General features: G+C 58.0%; 14 protein-coding genes and 2 tRNA genes. 10 read left to right on the forward strand and 6 right to left on the reverse strand.

Annotation, left to right across the window (positions count from 1 at the left end; genetic code table 11):
• The 3 genes from HQL63_10240 to HQL63_10250 all read left to right on the forward strand — a co-directional run.
• The coding region (locus HQL63_10240) for a PAS domain S-box protein (GenBank protein MBF0177208.1) at positions 1–2,274 on the forward strand (2,274 nt) is incomplete at its 5' end.
• A gap of 91 nt (positions 2,275–2,365) precedes the next feature.
• Positions 2,366–2,452: transfer RNA gene (locus HQL63_10245), tRNA-Leu, on the forward strand.
• Between the two features lie 241 nt (positions 2,453–2,693).
• Positions 2,694–2,948: a hypothetical protein gene (locus tag HQL63_10250; GenBank protein MBF0177209.1), complete on the forward strand. Its 255-nt coding sequence runs from the start codon at positions 2,694–2,696 to the stop codon at positions 2,946–2,948.
• Between the two features lie 188 nt (positions 2,949–3,136).
• On the opposite strand, the gene HQL63_10255 is transcribed toward HQL63_10250, so the two are convergent.
• The 3 genes from HQL63_10255 to HQL63_10265 form a co-directional block, all read right to left on the reverse strand.
• Positions 3,137–4,396 carry an amidohydrolase gene (locus HQL63_10255; GenBank protein ID MBF0177210.1) on the reverse strand — a complete coding sequence of 420 codons (1,260 nt, stop codon included), beginning with the start codon at positions 4,394–4,396 and terminating at the stop codon, positions 3,137–3,139.
• 139 nt (positions 4,397–4,535) lie between these two features.
• The gene (locus tag HQL63_10260; GenBank protein MBF0177211.1) at positions 4,536–5,249 is read right to left on the reverse strand and encodes an MTAP family purine nucleoside phosphorylase; all 714 of its coding nucleotides are present in this window, start codon (positions 5,247–5,249) and stop codon (positions 4,536–4,538) included.
• 10 nt (positions 5,250–5,259) lie between these two features.
• Positions 5,260–5,964, reverse strand: coding sequence for an outer membrane protein assembly factor BamE (locus tag HQL63_10265; GenBank protein MBF0177212.1), 705 nt, complete (start codon positions 5,962–5,964; stop codon positions 5,260–5,262).
• 108 nt (positions 5,965–6,072) lie between these two features.
• Here HQL63_10265 and HQL63_10270 point away from each other — a divergent pair, with 108 nt between their 5' ends.
• From HQL63_10270 to HQL63_10280, 3 genes are all read left to right on the forward strand, one after another.
• On the forward strand, positions 6,073–6,597 hold the full coding sequence (locus HQL63_10270) for a ubiquinol-cytochrome C chaperone family protein (GenBank protein MBF0177213.1): 525 nt from the start codon (positions 6,073–6,075) through the stop codon (positions 6,595–6,597).
• Positions 6,594–7,781 carry a phosphoglycerate kinase gene (locus tag HQL63_10275; protein ID MBF0177214.1) on the forward strand — a complete coding sequence of 396 codons (1,188 nt, stop codon included), beginning with the start codon at positions 6,594–6,596 and terminating at the stop codon, positions 7,779–7,781. Before HQL63_10270 ends, HQL63_10275 begins: the two co-directional genes overlap by 4 nt.
• 314 nt (positions 7,782–8,095) lie before the next feature.
• Positions 8,096–8,935, forward strand: coding sequence for a glycosyltransferase (locus tag HQL63_10280; GenBank protein MBF0177215.1), 840 nt, complete (start codon positions 8,096–8,098; stop codon positions 8,933–8,935).
• A gap of 2 nt (positions 8,936–8,937) precedes the next feature.
• Here the strand turns inward: HQL63_10280 and HQL63_10285 are convergent, their stop codons facing one another.
• A complete protein-coding gene (locus HQL63_10285; protein MBF0177216.1) occupies positions 8,938–11,262 on the reverse strand; it encodes a DUF115 domain-containing protein in 2,325 nt (774 codons plus the stop codon).
• A 253-nt stretch (positions 11,263–11,515) separates the two neighbouring features.
• On the opposite strand from HQL63_10285, the gene HQL63_10290 reads away from it, so the two are divergent.
• Positions 11,516–12,304: a triose-phosphate isomerase gene (locus HQL63_10290; GenBank protein MBF0177217.1), complete on the forward strand. Its 789-nt coding sequence runs from the start codon at positions 11,516–11,518 to the stop codon at positions 12,302–12,304.
• Between the two features lie 39 nt (positions 12,305–12,343).
• A complete protein-coding gene (gene secG / locus HQL63_10295) occupies positions 12,344–13,282 on the forward strand; it encodes a preprotein translocase subunit SecG (protein MBF0177218.1) in 939 nt (312 codons plus the stop codon).
• Between the two features lie 203 nt (positions 13,283–13,485).
• Here secG and HQL63_10300 read toward each other — a convergent pair whose 3' ends face one another.
• Both HQL63_10300 and HQL63_10305 read right to left on the reverse strand, forming a co-directional pair.
• A complete protein-coding gene (locus HQL63_10300; GenBank protein MBF0177219.1) occupies positions 13,486–13,707 on the reverse strand; it encodes a hypothetical protein in 222 nt (73 codons plus the stop codon).
• 253 nt (positions 13,708–13,960) lie between these two features.
• Positions 13,961–14,036, reverse strand: a tRNA-Glu gene (locus HQL63_10305).
• Between the two features lie 271 nt (positions 14,037–14,307).
• On the opposite strand from HQL63_10305, the gene HQL63_10310 reads away from it, so the two are divergent.
• Both HQL63_10310 and pgi read left to right on the forward strand, forming a co-directional pair.
• The gene (locus HQL63_10310; GenBank protein ID MBF0177220.1) at positions 14,308–14,619 is read left to right on the forward strand and encodes an MTH1187 family thiamine-binding protein; all 312 of its coding nucleotides are present in this window, start codon (positions 14,308–14,310) and stop codon (positions 14,617–14,619) included.
• A 185-nt stretch (positions 14,620–14,804) separates the two neighbouring features.
• Positions 14,805–16,448, forward strand: coding sequence for a glucose-6-phosphate isomerase (gene pgi / locus HQL63_10315; protein MBF0177221.1), 1,644 nt, complete (start codon positions 14,805–14,807; stop codon positions 16,446–16,448).
• Positions 16,449–16,474 lie beyond the last annotated feature (26 nt).

The following is a 16,474-nucleotide window of genomic DNA, read 5'->3' on the forward strand; positions in this document are numbered from 1 at the left end:
GGACGTTTTCTTCATTTTTTCGAGCAAAACAAGTGTGTCATGATCGTGATCGATCCCGTGGATGGCTCCATTCTGGACGCCAACCCGGCAGCGGGGAGTTTTTATGGTTACTCCCGCCAGGCTCTGCTTGCCATGAAAATCTCCGATATCAACGCCCTTGCTCCCGAACAGGTGGCCCAGGAGATGGAAAATGCCGCCCTTGAGCGGCGTGGCTATTTCCAGTTTCCGCATCGGCTGGCCACGGGCGAAATCCGCGATGTCGAGGTCTATTCCGGTCCGGTCGTCATAAATGGACGGAAGTTGTTGTATTCTCTCGTCCATGACATCACCCAACGCAAGCGTGCGGAAAAGGCGTTGCGTCTGCACGAGGCCATTCTCAGGCACATTGCCGAGGGTGTGGTGCTCGTCAGCGCTCGGGACCAATCCATCGTCTATGCCAACCCCAAGTTTGCCGGCATGCTTGGCTATGATCTGGAGGCGTTGATCGGGAAAAATATCGATACTGTCAACGCATATATGGAAAAATCCCCACAAGAGACGGCCTCCGCGATTGTGGATCTGCTCCAACGTACCGGCGTGTGGAGCGGAGAGATCCTTAACCTGAGGAAGGATGGCGCCACCCTGTGGTGCTACGCCTCGGTCTCGACCTTCGAGCATCCAAGATTCGGCACGGTTTGGGTCGCCATCCATCAGGATATCAGCGAACAGAAACGGTTGAAGGAAGCGGTGGATCAATTTTTCAACGTTGCGGACGAACTGATGTGCATCGCGGATACCTCCGGTTATTTCCGTCGGATCACCCCGACGTGGCACAAAGTGCTGGGCTACACGACGGAGGAACTCCTTGCCCAGCCCTTTTTCCACTTCATCCATCCCGATGACCTGGAAGCCAGCAGGCACGCGGTCTCCGCATTGAAGGGACAAAAACCGTTAGCTGGTTTCTCCAATCGCTACCGCTGCAAGGATGGCAGCTACCGCTGGTTGGAGTGGCGCGTTACCCCGGTAGGAGACATTCTGTACGCCGCTGCCCGCGATGTCACCGAGCGCAGGCAGAAGGAGGAGGAGTTGCGCATGGCCAAGGCCCGGGCAGAACAGGCCTCCCAGGCCAAGGGAGAGTTTCTGGCCACCATGAGCCACGAAATCCGTACGCCCATGAACGTGGTGTTGGGCATGTCGGAGGTGTTGCTGGATACCGACCTCAGTTCGGAACAGCGCCACATCGTTCAGACCATGCACCATTCCGGCAAGGCACTGTTGTCGGTCATCAGCAATGTCCTGGACTTCTCCCGCATCAGTGCGGGGCGTTTTACTCTTGCCGAGTTCCCTTTCTCTCCCCGTCAGGTGGTGGAGGAGACCGCCCGGTTGATGCAGGTGTCCGCCGAGGAGAAGGGGTTGACCCTGACGGCGAAAGTGGCTCCCGAGGTGCCGGTTGCCATCCTGGGGGATGATGGGCGCGTCAGACAGGTGTTGATCAACCTGTTGGGCAACGCGGTCAAGTTTACGCATCAGGGAGGGGTGGAGGTCAGCCTGGCCCTGCTCTCCCAGACTCCCGATACTCTTCTGTTCCGTGTCGTTGACACCGGCATTGGCGTTTCGCCGGAGCACAGGGAGACCATCTTCGAGCATTTTACCCAAGCCGACGCGGGGATTGCCCGACGCTATGGCGGTACCGGGCTCGGGTTGGCCATCTCCCGAAAGCTGGTGGAGTTGATGGGTGGAGAGTTGGGGATGGAACATGCGGCGAGCCGGGGAAGCGCCTTTTTCTTCACCCTGCCAGTACGCACCACGACATTATCCCCGTCCCAACCGGTGGTGGAGGCGTCCACAACGGTCGATCGATGCCTCGACATTTTGCTGGCAGAGGATTCGGAGGACAACCGGATACTGTTCGATACCTACCTCAGGAGGTCACCGCACCGTCTGGTCATGGTCAACGATGGCGCGGCGGCGGTGGTGCGTGTGCAGCAGGGGCGCTTTGACCTGGTCCTGATGGATATCCAGATGCCCAATATGGATGGTTATGCCGCAACCCGCCTGATCCGCCAATGGGAGCGGGAAACGGGACGCACGCCGGTGACCATTCTGGCCCTGAGCGCCCACGCCTCGTCGGATAAGAAAGAGGAGAGTCTCTCCGTCGGCTGCGATGGACATCTCACCAAACCCATCAAAAAACAAACACTGCTGGAAGCCATCCGGGAAGTGGGCCAAACCCTCGAAAGGCGCAACCAGACCAGCCCCCCCGGAACTTCCGCCCCAGGTGGGTCAGACCTCTGAAGGGGGTGAGGGCGCCGGTGTTTTCCTGCTGCGGCTTGCTGAAATCTGCATTGACTTTGTCCATGACTGTTGCCACAATCTGGAACTGTCTGCCGGGGTGGCGGAATTGGTAGACGCACCAGACTCAAAATCTGGCGCTGGTAACAGCATGCGGGTTCGATTCCCGCCCCCGGCACCACCTCCTTCTTTCTCTGGATGTCTTGACCGTCCGGGTTCCCGAAAGAGAGAGGGGCGGCCTGCCCGGTTCCGGCGCGCCTGCATCGGATGAATGTCCTGTTAAGACACCAGACTGTTTGGAAAAAGTGGATCCAGAGGGTTTTTTCGGCCATTTGGGGCGCTGTCGCCGTGCCGGGCGTTGCGTGGTCATGGGGGGCATGGTTCCTTTTGGCGATGTAGTGCTTTCAAGGAAGTTGAGACATATGGAAATCTTGCAGACGGCACAGGAAATTGTCAAGAATCTCAGTCTGGTCGAGGGGGTGACTGTTCCTCGCCCCGTGGCGGGCATCATGCGGGATACCAGTCCGGACTATAAGAAACTCTCTGCCTTGATGGACTTTCTGTTCGAGATCGAGCACAAGGGGCGCTTTCTCCCGAGACCGGTCGAGAAGCTCCTGCCCAACTTCAGTCAGCAGTTTGTCGCCTACTCCTTCAAGTACAGCTCTGCGGGCAGGTAACGCAGGGATCAGCCGCGCATGATCCGACGTAACTGTTCAGCACCCGGCCACGAATCGGGGTCCAGGGGGCTGGCTCCCTGGCAGGTCCAGGACAGAGTCCTGGTGGGGTTCGGGGCGAAGCCCTGACAAAGGCTTTTATGTTCAGGCTTTTTTTGAAAGGGTGGTGAATGGCGACCGTCTGACGAAGGCTACGTCTGACAGAGGGCGTGTGCCCGGGCCAGGGCCTCCTGGCGGATCTCCTCCTCCCCTTCGATGCGCCGCCCGTGCATGAGAATCCGGCCATCGACGATGACACTGTCCACGACGTGCCCCGTGGCGGCATAGACCAGACTGGAGATGGTGTCATGACGCGGGGTTGTTTCGACCTGGTCCAGATCCAGCAGGAGCAGGTCGGCTCTCTCTCCTGGGGCGATGCGACCGGATGGGCCGAAGACCGGCGCCCGGGCTCCGGTCAAAATTTTCCAGGCCACGCGGGCAGGGAGGATGGTCGGATCGTGTGCGGCGTGTTTTTGCAGCAGGGCGAAATATTTGACCTCCTGGAAGAGATCCAGGCTGTTGTTGGAGGCCGCCCCATCCGTACCGATGGCCAGATTGATCCCCCGCCGGGCCACCTCCTGATAAGGAAAGGCCCCGCCTACCGCCAGTTTCATGTTGGAAACGGGATTGGTGATCAAGGTGGCGTTGCGTTCGGCGATCAGGTCCAACTCCGTTTCATCCAGGTGTACCCCGTGCGCCAGACAAACCCGGGGATTGAGCAAACCGATCCGATCCAGGTAAAAGGCGGGACGCAAGCCGTGCCGGGCCTGACACTCGGCCACCTCCCGGGTGGTTTCGGAGAGATGGATGTTGACCCGGGTGGCGTGTTTCTCCGAAAAATCGGCCAGCCAGCGCAACCGGGATTCATTGACCACATAAATGGAGTGGGGCGCATGCTCGTATTGGATCCGGGATGAGTAGCGCCGGGTTTCACTCAACAGGCGTTCCGACTCTGCCTGGAGCTGATCACCCTGCGCCTCGGCGACATCCAGCAGGATGGCCCCGACGCCGGCCCGCAGCCCCATCTCGTCGACGGCGCGGGCCACGGCATGGTAATGCCAATACATGTCATGGAATTGCACGGTACCCGAACGAATCATCTCCAGGCAGGCCAGCTTGGTGCCCCAATAGACATCCGCCTCGGTCATTTTTGCCTCGGCTGGCCAGATGCGGTTTTGCAGCCAATCCATGAGGTGCATGTCATCTCCATAACCCCGAAAAAGGGTCATGGCGGCGTGGGTATGTCCATTGAGCAAACCGGGCGTCACCACCATGCCCCGGGCATCCAGGATTTCGGTCCCGGGGTGAGGCGGCGCCAACTCTTCCCCTATGGCGGTGATCAGGCCGTTGTCGATTTGTATATGGACCCGCCTGTCATCGAGGAGACGGGCATCCTGGATGAAGAGTGTCATGGCGTTTCGTTGTATCGGGATCCAGGGGGCTGGCTCCCTGGCAGATCCAGGAGGGAGTCCTGGTGGGGTTCGGGGCAAAGCCCTGACAAAGACTTCCATATCAAGACTTTTCTTGGAAAGTGTGGTGAATCGTTACAGATCATGATGTTTGCGTCAGACCGGTGAGCAGGGTATCCACGCAGGTCAGCAACTTCTCCTTGTTGACCCGAACCTGCTCCTTGAAGGCCTCGAAAGTCAACGGGTGATCCGTGATACCGTTGGCATGGTTGTCCACCATGCAGAGGGCGGCATAGGGGATCGACAACTCCCCGGCCAGGATGCACTCGGCGGCCAGCGTCATGCCGACGAGATCGGCTATAGATTGATGAGCCCGGATCTCGGCAGGGGTTTCAAAGCGCGGTCCGATGGTTTGCCAATACACCCCGCCATCCACCGGTTCAGGCAACCCGCATTGCCGCCAGATCGCCAACATATGATCCCGCCAGGGACGATCAAACCCCGGCGTCCGATGACCCCGGGAATCGTCGAAAAAGGTGATGGAAAGATGGGGGGCGTAAAAGTCGTGCGGAAAGACGATGGATCCGGGCGGAATATCCCGACGCAAACTGCCCACTGAACCGACAGCGAGAATCCGGGTCACGCCAGCGGCGTGCAGAGCGGCAACGTGTGCCCGATGGTCGATCCGGTGCGGGGGGGTATAACCGTCAAGTCCATGGCGTTGCAAAAAAACCAGCTCCCCTTGCAGCAACAGGTGAACTTCGCCATAAGCTGTGGCCTGAGTGAGGTGTTTTCCGCGATGAAACTCCCGTGACTCAAGCAGACTGGTGCCACCGATGAGTGCGATGCGCGGCATGGCGAAAGGCCTACCTGGGCAACGGAAAAGGGATGTGAGCCTGACCATCGTCGTCGGTATCCGGGGATTTTTTTGCGGCATTGTCCGTGGATGCGGTCGGGTCTGATGACCAGATGCCCCGCCACCATCCGGCATCCCGGGGAGAAAAGGTGGTGTCGGGTTTGGCGGGAGTGGATTTCCAACGAGAGAAGAGCCGCTCCAGAAAACCGGGTTTACGCGAGGCATTTTGGAATGACTGGTTCGGGTCAGCCACCAGGGGAACGTGGCGATTGGCGACCGGGGAGTTGGGAGTCAGATCGCGGATGTCATTTTCCATGAGATTGCGCAGATAGCGGAACGACCGGTCTTTCTCCGCTGCCGAGAGTTGTTCGGGCTTCCAGATCTCGTTGGCAAAGTTGCGCTCCAGATAGTGGACCACACCCTTCCGGTCAAATTCAATCTCCACCCGATTGACGGCCTGGAACTTGTCATAACGGCTATCCTGGAGATAGATCCAGCGGTCTGGTTTGAAAGAGTTGACAATGGTTGGACTTCCCAGTAAATCCAAGACCTCTTTGCGCGTGGTGCGGCCCTCCTGGATGCGGGCCACCTTGAATGGGTCGAGCATGTTCCCCTGCTCCTGGACCAGCGTCTGGCAGGAAGGGAGGGCCAGACTCATGCACAGGGCCAGAAGAGGAAAAAGAAAAGTGGAAATACGACGCTGGGGTCCGATCATGGGCCTTTTGACTCGCTCGGGGATGCGGCGGAAGAGTGCCTCTCCGACTTTCGGGTTGCATATTTTTCGGGTATCATAGTCCTCCTTTGGTTCTGGAGCAAAGCGCTTATGTTCTTGTGGCAGAGGTATCGGGAGAGGAAACGTCGTTCAAGATCCTTGCGCTCCGAGGTTTTTGCACGTCATGATCGACTTGTGGAGCAGACGTGCGCCTGGACCGGAAGCGGTCTGTTCTCCCTGCCGGACGATTTCAACCTGCGTTTCGAGGTGATGGTCTTTCTGGTTTCGTTGCAGCTCTTTGCGTGGCGGCAACGAGCGCAACCGGAAGACGAAAGCAGGATCGAGTGTTTGTGGGAGGCTATGTTTGAAGGGTTTGACCACTCATTGCGAGAACGGGGGGTTCCCGACATGCGCATTGGCAGCCGGATGCGCAAACTCCTGGAGCACGCCACCGGGCGGCGTCAGGCCTACCTGGAGGCCCTGGAGAGTCGAGACCGTGACCGGTTTCATGCCGCCATCGGTCGGAATGTCCTGAATGGCGCTCCGTCCGATGATCCGCGCATCCAGCGCCTGCTGGAAGAAGTTCAGGCAATATTTCCCAATGGCAATTTCCCAGAGGATACCAAGACACCATGAAAAAGCTCACCATCAAGGACATTGATCTCAAAGGCAAGCGGACCTTCATGCGCGTGGACTTCAACGTCCCCCTGGATGAACAGGGTCAGGTGCGGAAAGATACCCGCATCCGCGCCGCTCTGCCGACGATCCAGATGGCCCTGGACAAGGGAGCCAAGCTGATCCTGGCCTCCCACATGGGCCGTCCCAAAGGCAAAAAAGATCCCAAACTTTCCCTCAAGCCGGCTGCCGAGCGTCTGGCCAAATTGTTGGGCAAGCCCGTCGCCATGGCCCCGGATTGCGTTGGGCCTGAAGTGGAAAAAATGGTCGCTGCCCTCCAACCCGGTGATGTCCTCATGCTGGAGAATGTCCGCTATTACGAGGGGGAGACCAAAAATGATGCCACGTTGGCCGAGGGGTTCGCCCGCCTGGCCGATGTCGTGGTCAACGACGCTTTCGGTACCGCCCATCGCGCCCACTCCTCCAACGTCGGCATCACCAAGCTGGTGAAACCGGCGGTCGCCGGCCTGCTCATGTCCCAGGAGATCGACTATTTCAATCGCACCATGACCAGCCCGGACCGCCCCCTGGTGGCCATTCTGGGTGGGTCGAAGGTTTCCAGCAAGATCAGTGTCATCGAATCCCTTCTGACCAAGGTGGACCTGATCATCATCGGCGGCGGCATGGCTTTCACCTTCTTCAAGGCCATGGGCTATGAAGTTGGCAACTCGCTGGTCGAACCGGAGATGCTGGACATTGCCCGTTCGGCCATGGCCAAGGCCAAGGAGAGAAATGTCAAGTTGCTTCTCCCCGTCGATGCCGTCATTGCCAAGGAAATTGCCAGCGGAACCGAGACCAAGGTCGTCCCCGTCGATGCCATTCCTGCCGGATGGATGGGGTTGGATATCGGACCGGCCAGCGTCAAGGAGTTTTCCGAGGCCCTGAAACGCTGCAAAACCATCATCTGGAACGGCCCCATGGGGGTGTTCGAGACTCCCCCCTTCGACAAGGGAACCGTGGAGTTGGGCAAGGCCGTTGCCAGCAGCGGGGCCCTCTCTGTCGTGGGTGGCGGCGATACCGATGCAGCGGTCAAGCAGGCTGGTGTGGCCGACAAGATTTCCTACATCTCCACCGGTGGCGGCGCCTTCCTGGAACTCCTCGAAGGGAAAGAACTTCCCGGCATGATCGCCCTGACGGATGCATGACGTTTTCTTTCCGCTGATCAAAACGATGGGATCTGGATGAACCCGTCGCGTTTTCGGCGACTTTGACCGCCGAACAGTTCCTCTCCCCGCTCCCCCTGGGGCGTTTCGGGTACGGCTGAAAAGACCATGGAACGGTCTTTTCAGCTTTTTTTTTGCCACACTCCCTGGCGTTTTCCCTTTTGAGCGGCATGAATGTTGCTTGACTCCACTCGGGGGATTTCCCCATGGTTTCCCAAAGGCATTTTGTTGGGGAATTGTATTGGCCTGATCCATTCATCCATCTGGCTCGAAAACAGGAAAACAAGGTGAACGCCATGCACACTACACTTCGAGATGGCCTGTCGGCTGTCGTCATGGGCCGTAACGAGGAGAATTTTTTGCACATGACCCTGCCGCCCCTGCGCGAGGTGGCGGACGAAATCATTTTTGTGGACACTGGTTCCGAGGATCGGACGATCGACATTGCGGAGGAGTATGGCTGTCGCATTTTCCGCCAGCCGTGGCAGGATGATTTTTCCATTCCCAAAAATTACGGCATCAATCAGGCGCTACACACGTGGATCCTGAACGTGGACTGCGATGAGGCGTTGGACACCAAAACAGACACCCGGGAACGTTTTGTGGAAAAGTGCCTCGGCGATGAAGAAGGGAAACCGGTCTTCATCATCAATATTGACAATCTGATGGCTGATGGGGGTGTCGCCCGCCAGGATGCCATGCGCCTGTTTCGCAACGATCCCCGCATCCGTTTTGAACATCCGATTCATGAATCGGTTTGCGAATCGGTTTATCGGGGTTGGCCCGAATACAGACCGGAGAGACTCGACCTGCGTTTGACCCATTTTGGCTACAAACAGGACGCCAACAAAGAGAAGCTCAAACGCAACATTGCGATCCTCCGTGCCTGGGTCGACCGCGAGCCGGATCACGTCTTCGGCAACTACAAGCTGGGCATGAATCTGCACCATCGCGGCAACGTCAGCGAGGGGCTGTTTTTTGTCGGTCGGGCGTTTGAATTGATTTGCAAAGAGACCGATAAGACCAGCTATCCCTTTTTGAAAACCATGATACCTTTTTATATCAATGAGTTGATCGAGGATGGCCGCATTGCGGATGCTCGCACGGTACGGGAGAAGGTTTTGAGCTGGGAGTGAGATCACCCCACCAGGAGCGGGGCCAGCCGGTGGGCAAGGTCGTCGGCAACCTGAACGAGATCCTGGCGTTGTTGGGCTTCCAGGATGCGCACAAGAAGGGGATTGATCTGATCCAGATCGATCCCCGTTGCGTTTTCCAGCCGGAAAGAGACACAGTCGATGAGCCGCCGCATGGCTTCTCCACCTTCGGCTTGGCGTCCTTGGCGGAACAGGCGCACCGTCTGTGACAAATGACCCGAGCAATCCCCGGGGTGGAGTTGCAGGGCCTGTTGCATCTCCCAGCGCAAGGTAAAGAGGGCTTGGCGCGCCATGGCAGCGGCAGTATTTTCCTGGTTCTTCTGGTAAATTTCGAAGGCTTGAGAAAAATATTCCCTGGTTTCGTTCCAGGAGCCCCGGCAGGCGGTCAGGTTGCCCAGCTCCATGAGGCAACGCGCCTCTTCCAGGGGGAGAGGGTTGCCCTGTTTTTCTGCGAGGGCCAAGCCGTCCCTGACCTCCTGCAACTGCTGTTTCGCAGCCATGGTACGGCCATTTTTTTTTAAAAATGCCGCAATGGCCCGGCCAGTCCGCGCCTTTTCCCGGGCGTCGCCCAGGGCCAGGGTCAGGGATCTTGCCTCTTCCAGCGGGTTGGCGGCCTCTCGGGAGCGTCCGCATTGCAGGTGGATCTGGGCCATCAGCCGCAAGAGTGGAATACGCAACATTTTGTTCTGTCGTTGTGCCATATCCAGCGTCCGCACCGTTTCCAGGGCCGACCTGGCCAGTGTCTCGGCCCGATCGACTTTATTTTGGCGCAGAGCGAGCGTGGCGGTGTGGTGTTGTGTCAGGATACGTTCACCCGGATCCTGCATGAATGGAAGGCGTTCGACGAGGTTGCGAAGTTTTCTCTCCGCCCGCGCATAACGATAAACCAACAGGTCGGCATCGATCTGCTGAAGCGCCGACCGGTCATCGGGGGAGGGGTCGGAGGTGTTCGGGACGTTCGCATCCGCCTGGGCTGAGACCAACGGGACGTGGGCATCCACCTGGGCTGAGATCAAAGGGAGGGGAGAGGGCCATGTGTCCAGGTAGTGGGTTCCCCGGATACGCGCTCCCCGGCGTCCGGCGTTGATAAAGGTGACACGAGGGTGTGTCTCGATCAACTGTTCCAGTTCCAGCAGGTTGCTGTTCATGGCCAGGGATGACGCCACCTCTGTGCCGAGGCCGTTCGGCAACATCGGGGTGGTATCGGCCCGGGTTTGCCAGCTCAGGGATGGATTGCCCTGGGCGTGGCTTTGGCCCCCAGGAAAGGAAAAATCCGTACCGACGAAAAGGATCTGGCCTGCACCCATGCGGATGGCCAGATCCACGGCGGCGTGCAGGATGCTCCCGGATGCATACAGGTGCGACAAGGGACGCTGTTGCCGGATCTCCGCATAGGCTGGCGAGTATGAACAAGCCAGATATCTGGGACCGGGCCACATGTCCAAAACCGCCGGATCGGAGGCTGGAAAATAGACCAGGGGGACACGAAGCAGCGACGGATCCTCCTGAACATCCTGGAACAGGGTGAAAACGATAGGTTGGTGTTCCATCGTGACCACAATGTCAGGAAGGATGTCAGCCTGACGGAGCGGCAGCAGGGCGCCATCGACGGCAATCAGGGGGGTGGCAACCGGACGGTTGGCCAACAGGAGAAGATGATCATCCAGGGTGGGACCGGCGCCGGCCACCAGAATCGTATCACCCGGATGGGTGTTGAACAGGTTTTCCACACCTGGATCCTGATTGATCAAAGGTTTGTTTTGACGAATCCTTTCCATCAAGAGAGGGTGCTCCAGGAAACGCCGGTCCTGGAAATCGCTTTCCAGAGCCAGGCGAACCCTGGTCGCCAACACCTTTGCTGCCGGATCGGGGCCGGCCAGATGCAACGCCACCGAGGATGTGGCGAGAGGCTTCCTGGGCAGACCCGCTTCGCGCCAGGTCACCAGGTTTGTTCGGGTATCGGAGAGCCACGCCTGGTGGTCCATGATGGCCAGGGATTGGAAGAACAGGTCGGTGTTGAGCAAGATGACGGTCAGATGTTGTATTCCGGGTCTAGCCAGCAGGGTTTGGGGCAGGTGGGGACTCCCCAGACCATAGACGTGTGCCGCCGTGGCGCCTGGTGGAACGCTCTCTGCCTGTAGACGGGCCTCCTCCCAAGGGTCGGAGAGGCTGAACAGATGCAGATGATCCACCAGGATACCGTCCTGGATGGGTTCGATGCGGTGGCGAATGGTTCCTTGAGGAGAGAGTTGCCATAACCCTGGCCATCGTTGTTGAACAATGGAAGTGTTTGTGTGCCAGTAGGTCATAGGTGAGTCCATCCGCTATGGAGAGTGGGTTCCTGTTGTGAAACATGGTGAAATATAAAGGGTAAATATTCACATGATCATACCTGGATTCCGCTGGTTTCCTCGGTTGGCCACGGGGACAATGCCTCCAGATGCACCTTTGGGCAAGGGATTTCCCGAACGCCATTGACTTGGATGGGATTGTTCATATAATGACACACTTCGTTAAAGACCCATTGTCGGCAACCGAAGAGATCATTGCGAGGCTATGCCCATGCGACGTCGTCCATTAATTGCTGGAAACTGGAAAATGAATGGGCTGATCGAAACCGCCCAGGAACTGGTGGAAGGGATCGGCGCAGGACTTTCCGAGAGAGAACGGAAATTGCAGTGTGAGGTTCTCGTCTGCCCACCCTTCACCGCCATCCACACCGTCCACCAGACTGTGAGTGCCAAGGGGTACTCCATGAAGGTGGGCGGGCAAAACATGGATGTCGAAGGACCAGGGGCGCGTACTGGTGAAATCTGTGGGATCATGCTGCGCAATGTTGGTTGCCGTTATGTGATCCTCGGCCACTCGGAGCGTCGGCAGTATTTCGGTGAAACCAGCGAACTCGTTGGCAAGAAGGTGGAGGCGGCCTTTCGCGATGGGCTCATCCCCATCGTTTGCGTCGGCGAGGAGCTCAAAGACCGCGAGGCCAATCGTACCTTCGATGTCATTCGTCCCCAGTTGGAAGCGGTCATGCCCAGACTGCCGGAAGAGAGTGCCAAACGGAGCACCCTGGTTGTGGCCTATGAGCCTGTCTGGGCTATCGGCACCGGCAAAAATGCCACCCCCGAACAGGTCCAGGAAGTCCATGCTTTCATCCGCAAATTCCTTGCGGAAAAGTTGGGCGCCGACACGGCTTCCAAGATTCGCATCCTTTACGGCGGGTCGATGAAACCGTCCAATGCTGCTGGCCTCTTGGCCTTGGAGGATGTGGATGGTGGTTTGATCGGTGGCGCCGCTTTAAAGGCCCAGGATTTCCTGGGCATCATCGACGCCAACCCGGTCTCGGATTGATTTTTCGCAACCCATGACGTTTGACCACGGAGTTTTTGCATGACACTGATCCTGACTGTGATCCATCTTCTCGTCGCTTTTGGGATCATCTTTGTCGTGCTTGTCCAGAAGGGGAGCAGTGCCGATATGGGCGCTGCCTTTGGCGGAAGTTCACAAAGCCTCTTCGGGGCACGCGGATCGGGCAGTTTTTTGGGGAAGGTGACCGCCTTTCTGGCTACGATTTTCATGTTGACCAGTCTCACGCTCGCCTTTTTTACGACCCGGTCCACGTCGTCAGATTCCGTCATGAAAGGGGGGGCCGTCAGGCCCCCCGCGACGACGCAACGCCCTGTTGATGCTGCGCCCAAGCCGGGGGCTGCCTCCGCTCCTGTGACGGACCCGGGTTCCGACATCCCGTTGCCGGCCAAGACCGGCGTTTCGGAGGAGAAGGCCGGGGGAGGGGGGGGGGCTCCTGATGCCCATCAGGGTAGCAATAAGCCTATTCCAGCCTTTCCAGACGCGCCAACTCCGCCGGTTTCTGGTGTGAAGCCACAAGCTCCCTACCCAGATGCGCCAACTCCGCCGGTTTCTGGCGTGAAGTCGCAATCTCAGGTGCCACAAGGTTCAGGTGGTGCCCCTGCCGGCACGAGCCCTCTCACTCAGCAGGCAAAGCCATCGGTCCAGGATGCTTCGGCTCAGAAGGCTTCTGTTCCGCAAGGTGGTGGTGGCGCGACGCCAGCCGACGCCAAACCTCCGGCACGGCAGGGTGGTGGCGCGACGCCAGCCGACGCCAAACCTCCGGCACGGCAGGGTGGTGGCGCGACGCCAGCCGATGCCAAGGCGCAGGCGCCGAAGGGAAACAGCACCGTTGCGCCCGATGGAACGGGCGCCAACCTTCCCCCTGCCGCTCCCAAGGCGAAGCCCCTGAATCCCACCTCGGCCCATGGGCCGGGTGTGGCGCCGGATAAAGCCAAAGGCCTATCCGAACGTTCCAACTGACCCCGGCTACCGGCACTTCTCCTGTAAAATGCCCCGATGTGGCCTGATCCGTGAACGCAGCGGGATCCAGGAGTTGAATCTGACCATTGCTTGGGGAGTCGTCCTTGACCTCCCAGTGAAGGTGAATCGCCGTCGAACATGCTGCCTTGATTCACCGCTTCTGTCCACGCCCCCGGAACCCATATTGAGCCTGGGACATAGGTTTAGTGCGAAGGGAACAGCTTGAGAATGGTGATGATGAGGCCGGTTTGGGCAAAAAGGAGACCGACCATCCATTTGATGGTCTCAGCTTTGGATTCAGCAATTTTAGCTTCAAGCTCTTTGGAGTCTCGCCTGGTGGCAAGCTCAAGTTCCTTAAGATCCCGTCGTGTCGCCAGTTCATCCAAGTTCGTCTTGAAAATGCTGGAAAGGGTTTTTGCCTGCACCTCGGCTTACTCTTCAGTAAACCCTGCAGCTCGCAACTCTTTGACGTATGCGTGGGTATCAAACGTAATTGTCGTCATGGCAACCTCCCTCCCGCTCCATCTTATCAAAATCCATTGACTTTGCACGGCCAACCTTTGGGAAGGCACCTTTATTGGTGATGGTTATGTGGCGAGTTTTTTTACATAAAAAACCCCATGAAGCGTGCAAATTCATGGGGTTTTGTACTTGTCTCGACATCGCCGAACCGAAGAGTGGCGTCCCGTACGGGAATCGAACCCGTGTTGCCGGCGTGAAAGGCCGATGTCCTGGGCCACTAGACGAACGGGACGCACGCCACCAACGATGGCGCAACTCTGCCGGGACAAACCGACCCCTCCGGGGAGCTCCACGGAAGACGCCCTCATCCCAACAGGGCGACACAATAGTGCGCAGATGATCCCTTGGCAATGGATGATGATTTGCAGAGAATGTTTTTTTTGGGAAATCTCCCTGGTGGGGTTGGGGGCGAAGCCCTGACAGCGGCTTCCATATCCAGGCTTTTCTTGCAAGGGTGCTGAATCGTTACCATCCACAGGTCACCAAGGCCAAGGAGCAGCTCCATGAGTGTTTTGTTGGAATTTTCCATGACCCCGTTGGATAAGGGAGAGAGTGTCAGTGCCTACGTAGCCCGTTCCCTGGAGATTATCGATCACAGTGGTCTGCCCTACAAGATGGGCCCCATGGGCACCTGTTTGGAAGGTGAGTGGGATCAGGTTATGGGAGTGGCCAAGGCGTGCTATGATCGGATGCGTCAGGATTGTCAACGTATCACCATCTCCATGCGCATCGACCATCGGGCAGGGAAGGAGGGACGCTTGGAAGGAAAAGTCAAAAGCGTCGAAAGCAAACTCGGGTACAAGGTCAAAAGTTGACATCCTGATCCGGGTGGCCCACTGGCATGGCGTGGAAGGGGTTGATGCTAATCTGGGTGGGGGATTTTGTCGGCTTGGAACCCGGATGGAACTGTGCTACTCTCCCCGGCGGGTTTGGGATCCCCGGATTTGGGGTCTCGACAAACGATGGTCCCCCTTGAACACTTGCCATGATGGAACCAAAGATGCCTGCGCTCACCGATCTTACCGCCTGGAAAGCCCTGACGAAACACCGGGACCAAATGGCCGGCGTGCATATGCGCGACCTTTTCGCCGGGGAACCGGATCGCTTTGATGCCTTGTCCATCAAGCTTGAGGATATGCTGTTCGACTTTTCCAAAAACCGGATCAACCGGGAAAGCGTGCGTCTGCTGCTGCAACTGGCGCGGGAGTGCAACGTGGAGTTGTGGCGGGATCGCATGTTCGCCGGGGAAAAGATCAACAACACCGAAAAACGCGCCGTGCTGCATGTGGCGTTGCGCAACCTCTCGGACCGTCCAATCCTTGTCGATGGCGCGGATGTCATGCCAGGTGTCCGGCATGTCCTTCAGCACATGCAGGAGTTCTCCACGCTTGTGCGCAATGGCTCCTGGAAAGGTGCGACCGGCAAACCTGTCCGTGACGTGGTCAATATTGGCATCGGTGGTTCCGACCTGGGGCCCGTGATGGTGTGCGAGGCCCTGAAACCCTACGTGCAAAAGGGGTTGAATCTCCACTTTGTCTCCAATGTGGACGGCACCCATATTGCCGAAACGGTCAAAAAGCTGGACCCCGAGACCACGCTTTTCATCGTGGCGTCCAAGACCTTCACCACCCAGGAGACCATCGCCAATGCCCTCTCGGCCCGGGCATGGCTGGTGGAACACCTGGGCGAACAGGCTGTTGGCAAACACTTCGTGGCCCTTTCCACCAACAGCAAGGAGGTGGCCAGGTTTGGTATCGATGTCAAAAACATGTTTGAATTCTGGGATTGGGTCGGCGGGCGTTACAGCCTCTGGTCTGCCATTGGCCTTCCCATCGCCATTGCCATTGGTTTCGATGGCTTCCGGGAGCTTTTGGCCGGCGGGCACGCCATGGATGAACATTTCCGGACGGCTCCCCTCGAACAAAACATGCCTGTCATCAAGGCTTTGATCGGCATCTGGAACCACAACTTCCTCGGCGCCGAAAGTTTTGCCGTATTGCCTTATGACCAGTACCTGCATCGCCTGCCGGCCTTCCTTCAGCAGTCGGACATGGAGTCCAACGGCAAGTATGTGACCCGGGATGGAGCCAGGGTTGCCTGGAAGACCGGGCCTGTGCTTTTCGGTGAGCCGGGTACCAACGGGCAGCACTCGTTCTATCAGCTTGTGCATCAAAGCACCCGCTTGGTTCCTGCCGATTTTATTGCCGCCGCCCAGAGTCACAATCCCGTAGGCGATCACCACCCACTGCTGCTTTCCAACTTTTTTGCTCAAACCGAGGCCTTGCTGAAGGGAAAGACCGCTGCCGAGGTGCGCGCCGAATTGCAGGCGCAGAACCTGTCCGGCCCCGAGTTGGAACTCCTGACCGCACACAAGGTGTTCGACGGCAACCGGCCCACCAACTCCATTCTGGTGCGCCGCATCACGCCCAGGACGTTGGGGATGCTGATCGCCTTGTACGAACATGCCATTCATGTGCAGGGGATCGTTTGGGACATCAACTCCTACGACCAATGGGGGGTCGAACTGGGCAAGCAACTTGCCAAACAAATCCTTCCAGAGCTGACATCATCCGACAGAGTGACCGGTCATGACTCGTCGACCAATGGTCTCATTAATTATTACAAGGAGTTGAAAGGATCATGACCCGTTTCCACCCCAATTCGCCGGTA

The organism is Magnetococcales bacterium, from assembly GCA_015231175.1.
Taxonomy (GTDB): domain Bacteria; phylum Pseudomonadota; class Magnetococcia; order Magnetococcales; family DC0425bin3; genus HA3dbin3.

What these genes read in the sequence shown, in the direction of transcription:
- HQL63_10250 (MBF0177209.1), top strand. Translation starts at nt 2,694, where the DNA reads ATGGAAATCTTGCAGACGGCACAGGAAATTGTCAAGAATCTCAGTCTG.
- pgi (MBF0177221.1), top strand. Translation starts at nt 14,805, where the DNA reads ATGCCTGCGCTCACCGATCTTACCGCCTGGAAAGCCCTGACGAAACAC.
- HQL63_10285 (MBF0177216.1), bottom strand. Translation starts at nt 11,262, where the DNA reads ATGACCTACTGGCACACAAACACTTCCATTGTTCAACAACGATGGCCA.
- HQL63_10280 (MBF0177215.1), top strand. Translation starts at nt 8,096, where the DNA reads ATGCACACTACACTTCGAGATGGCCTGTCGGCTGTCGTCATGGGCCGT.
- HQL63_10260 (MBF0177211.1), bottom strand. Translation starts at nt 5,249, where the DNA reads ATGCCGCGCATCGCACTCATCGGTGGCACCAGTCTGCTTGAGTCACGG.
- HQL63_10310 (MBF0177220.1), top strand. Translation starts at nt 14,308, where the DNA reads ATGAGTGTTTTGTTGGAATTTTCCATGACCCCGTTGGATAAGGGAGAG.
- HQL63_10275 (MBF0177214.1), top strand. Translation starts at nt 6,594, where the DNA reads ATGAAAAAGCTCACCATCAAGGACATTGATCTCAAAGGCAAGCGGACC.
- HQL63_10265 (MBF0177212.1), bottom strand. Translation starts at nt 5,964, where the DNA reads ATGATCGGACCCCAGCGTCGTATTTCCACTTTTCTTTTTCCTCTTCTG.
- HQL63_10290 (MBF0177217.1), top strand. Translation starts at nt 11,516, where the DNA reads ATGCGACGTCGTCCATTAATTGCTGGAAACTGGAAAATGAATGGGCTG.
- HQL63_10270 (MBF0177213.1), top strand. Translation starts at nt 6,073, where the DNA reads ATGTTCTTGTGGCAGAGGTATCGGGAGAGGAAACGTCGTTCAAGATCC.
- secG (MBF0177218.1), top strand. Translation starts at nt 12,344, where the DNA reads ATGACACTGATCCTGACTGTGATCCATCTTCTCGTCGCTTTTGGGATC.
- HQL63_10255 (MBF0177210.1), bottom strand. Translation starts at nt 4,396, where the DNA reads ATGACACTCTTCATCCAGGATGCCCGTCTCCTCGATGACAGGCGGGTC.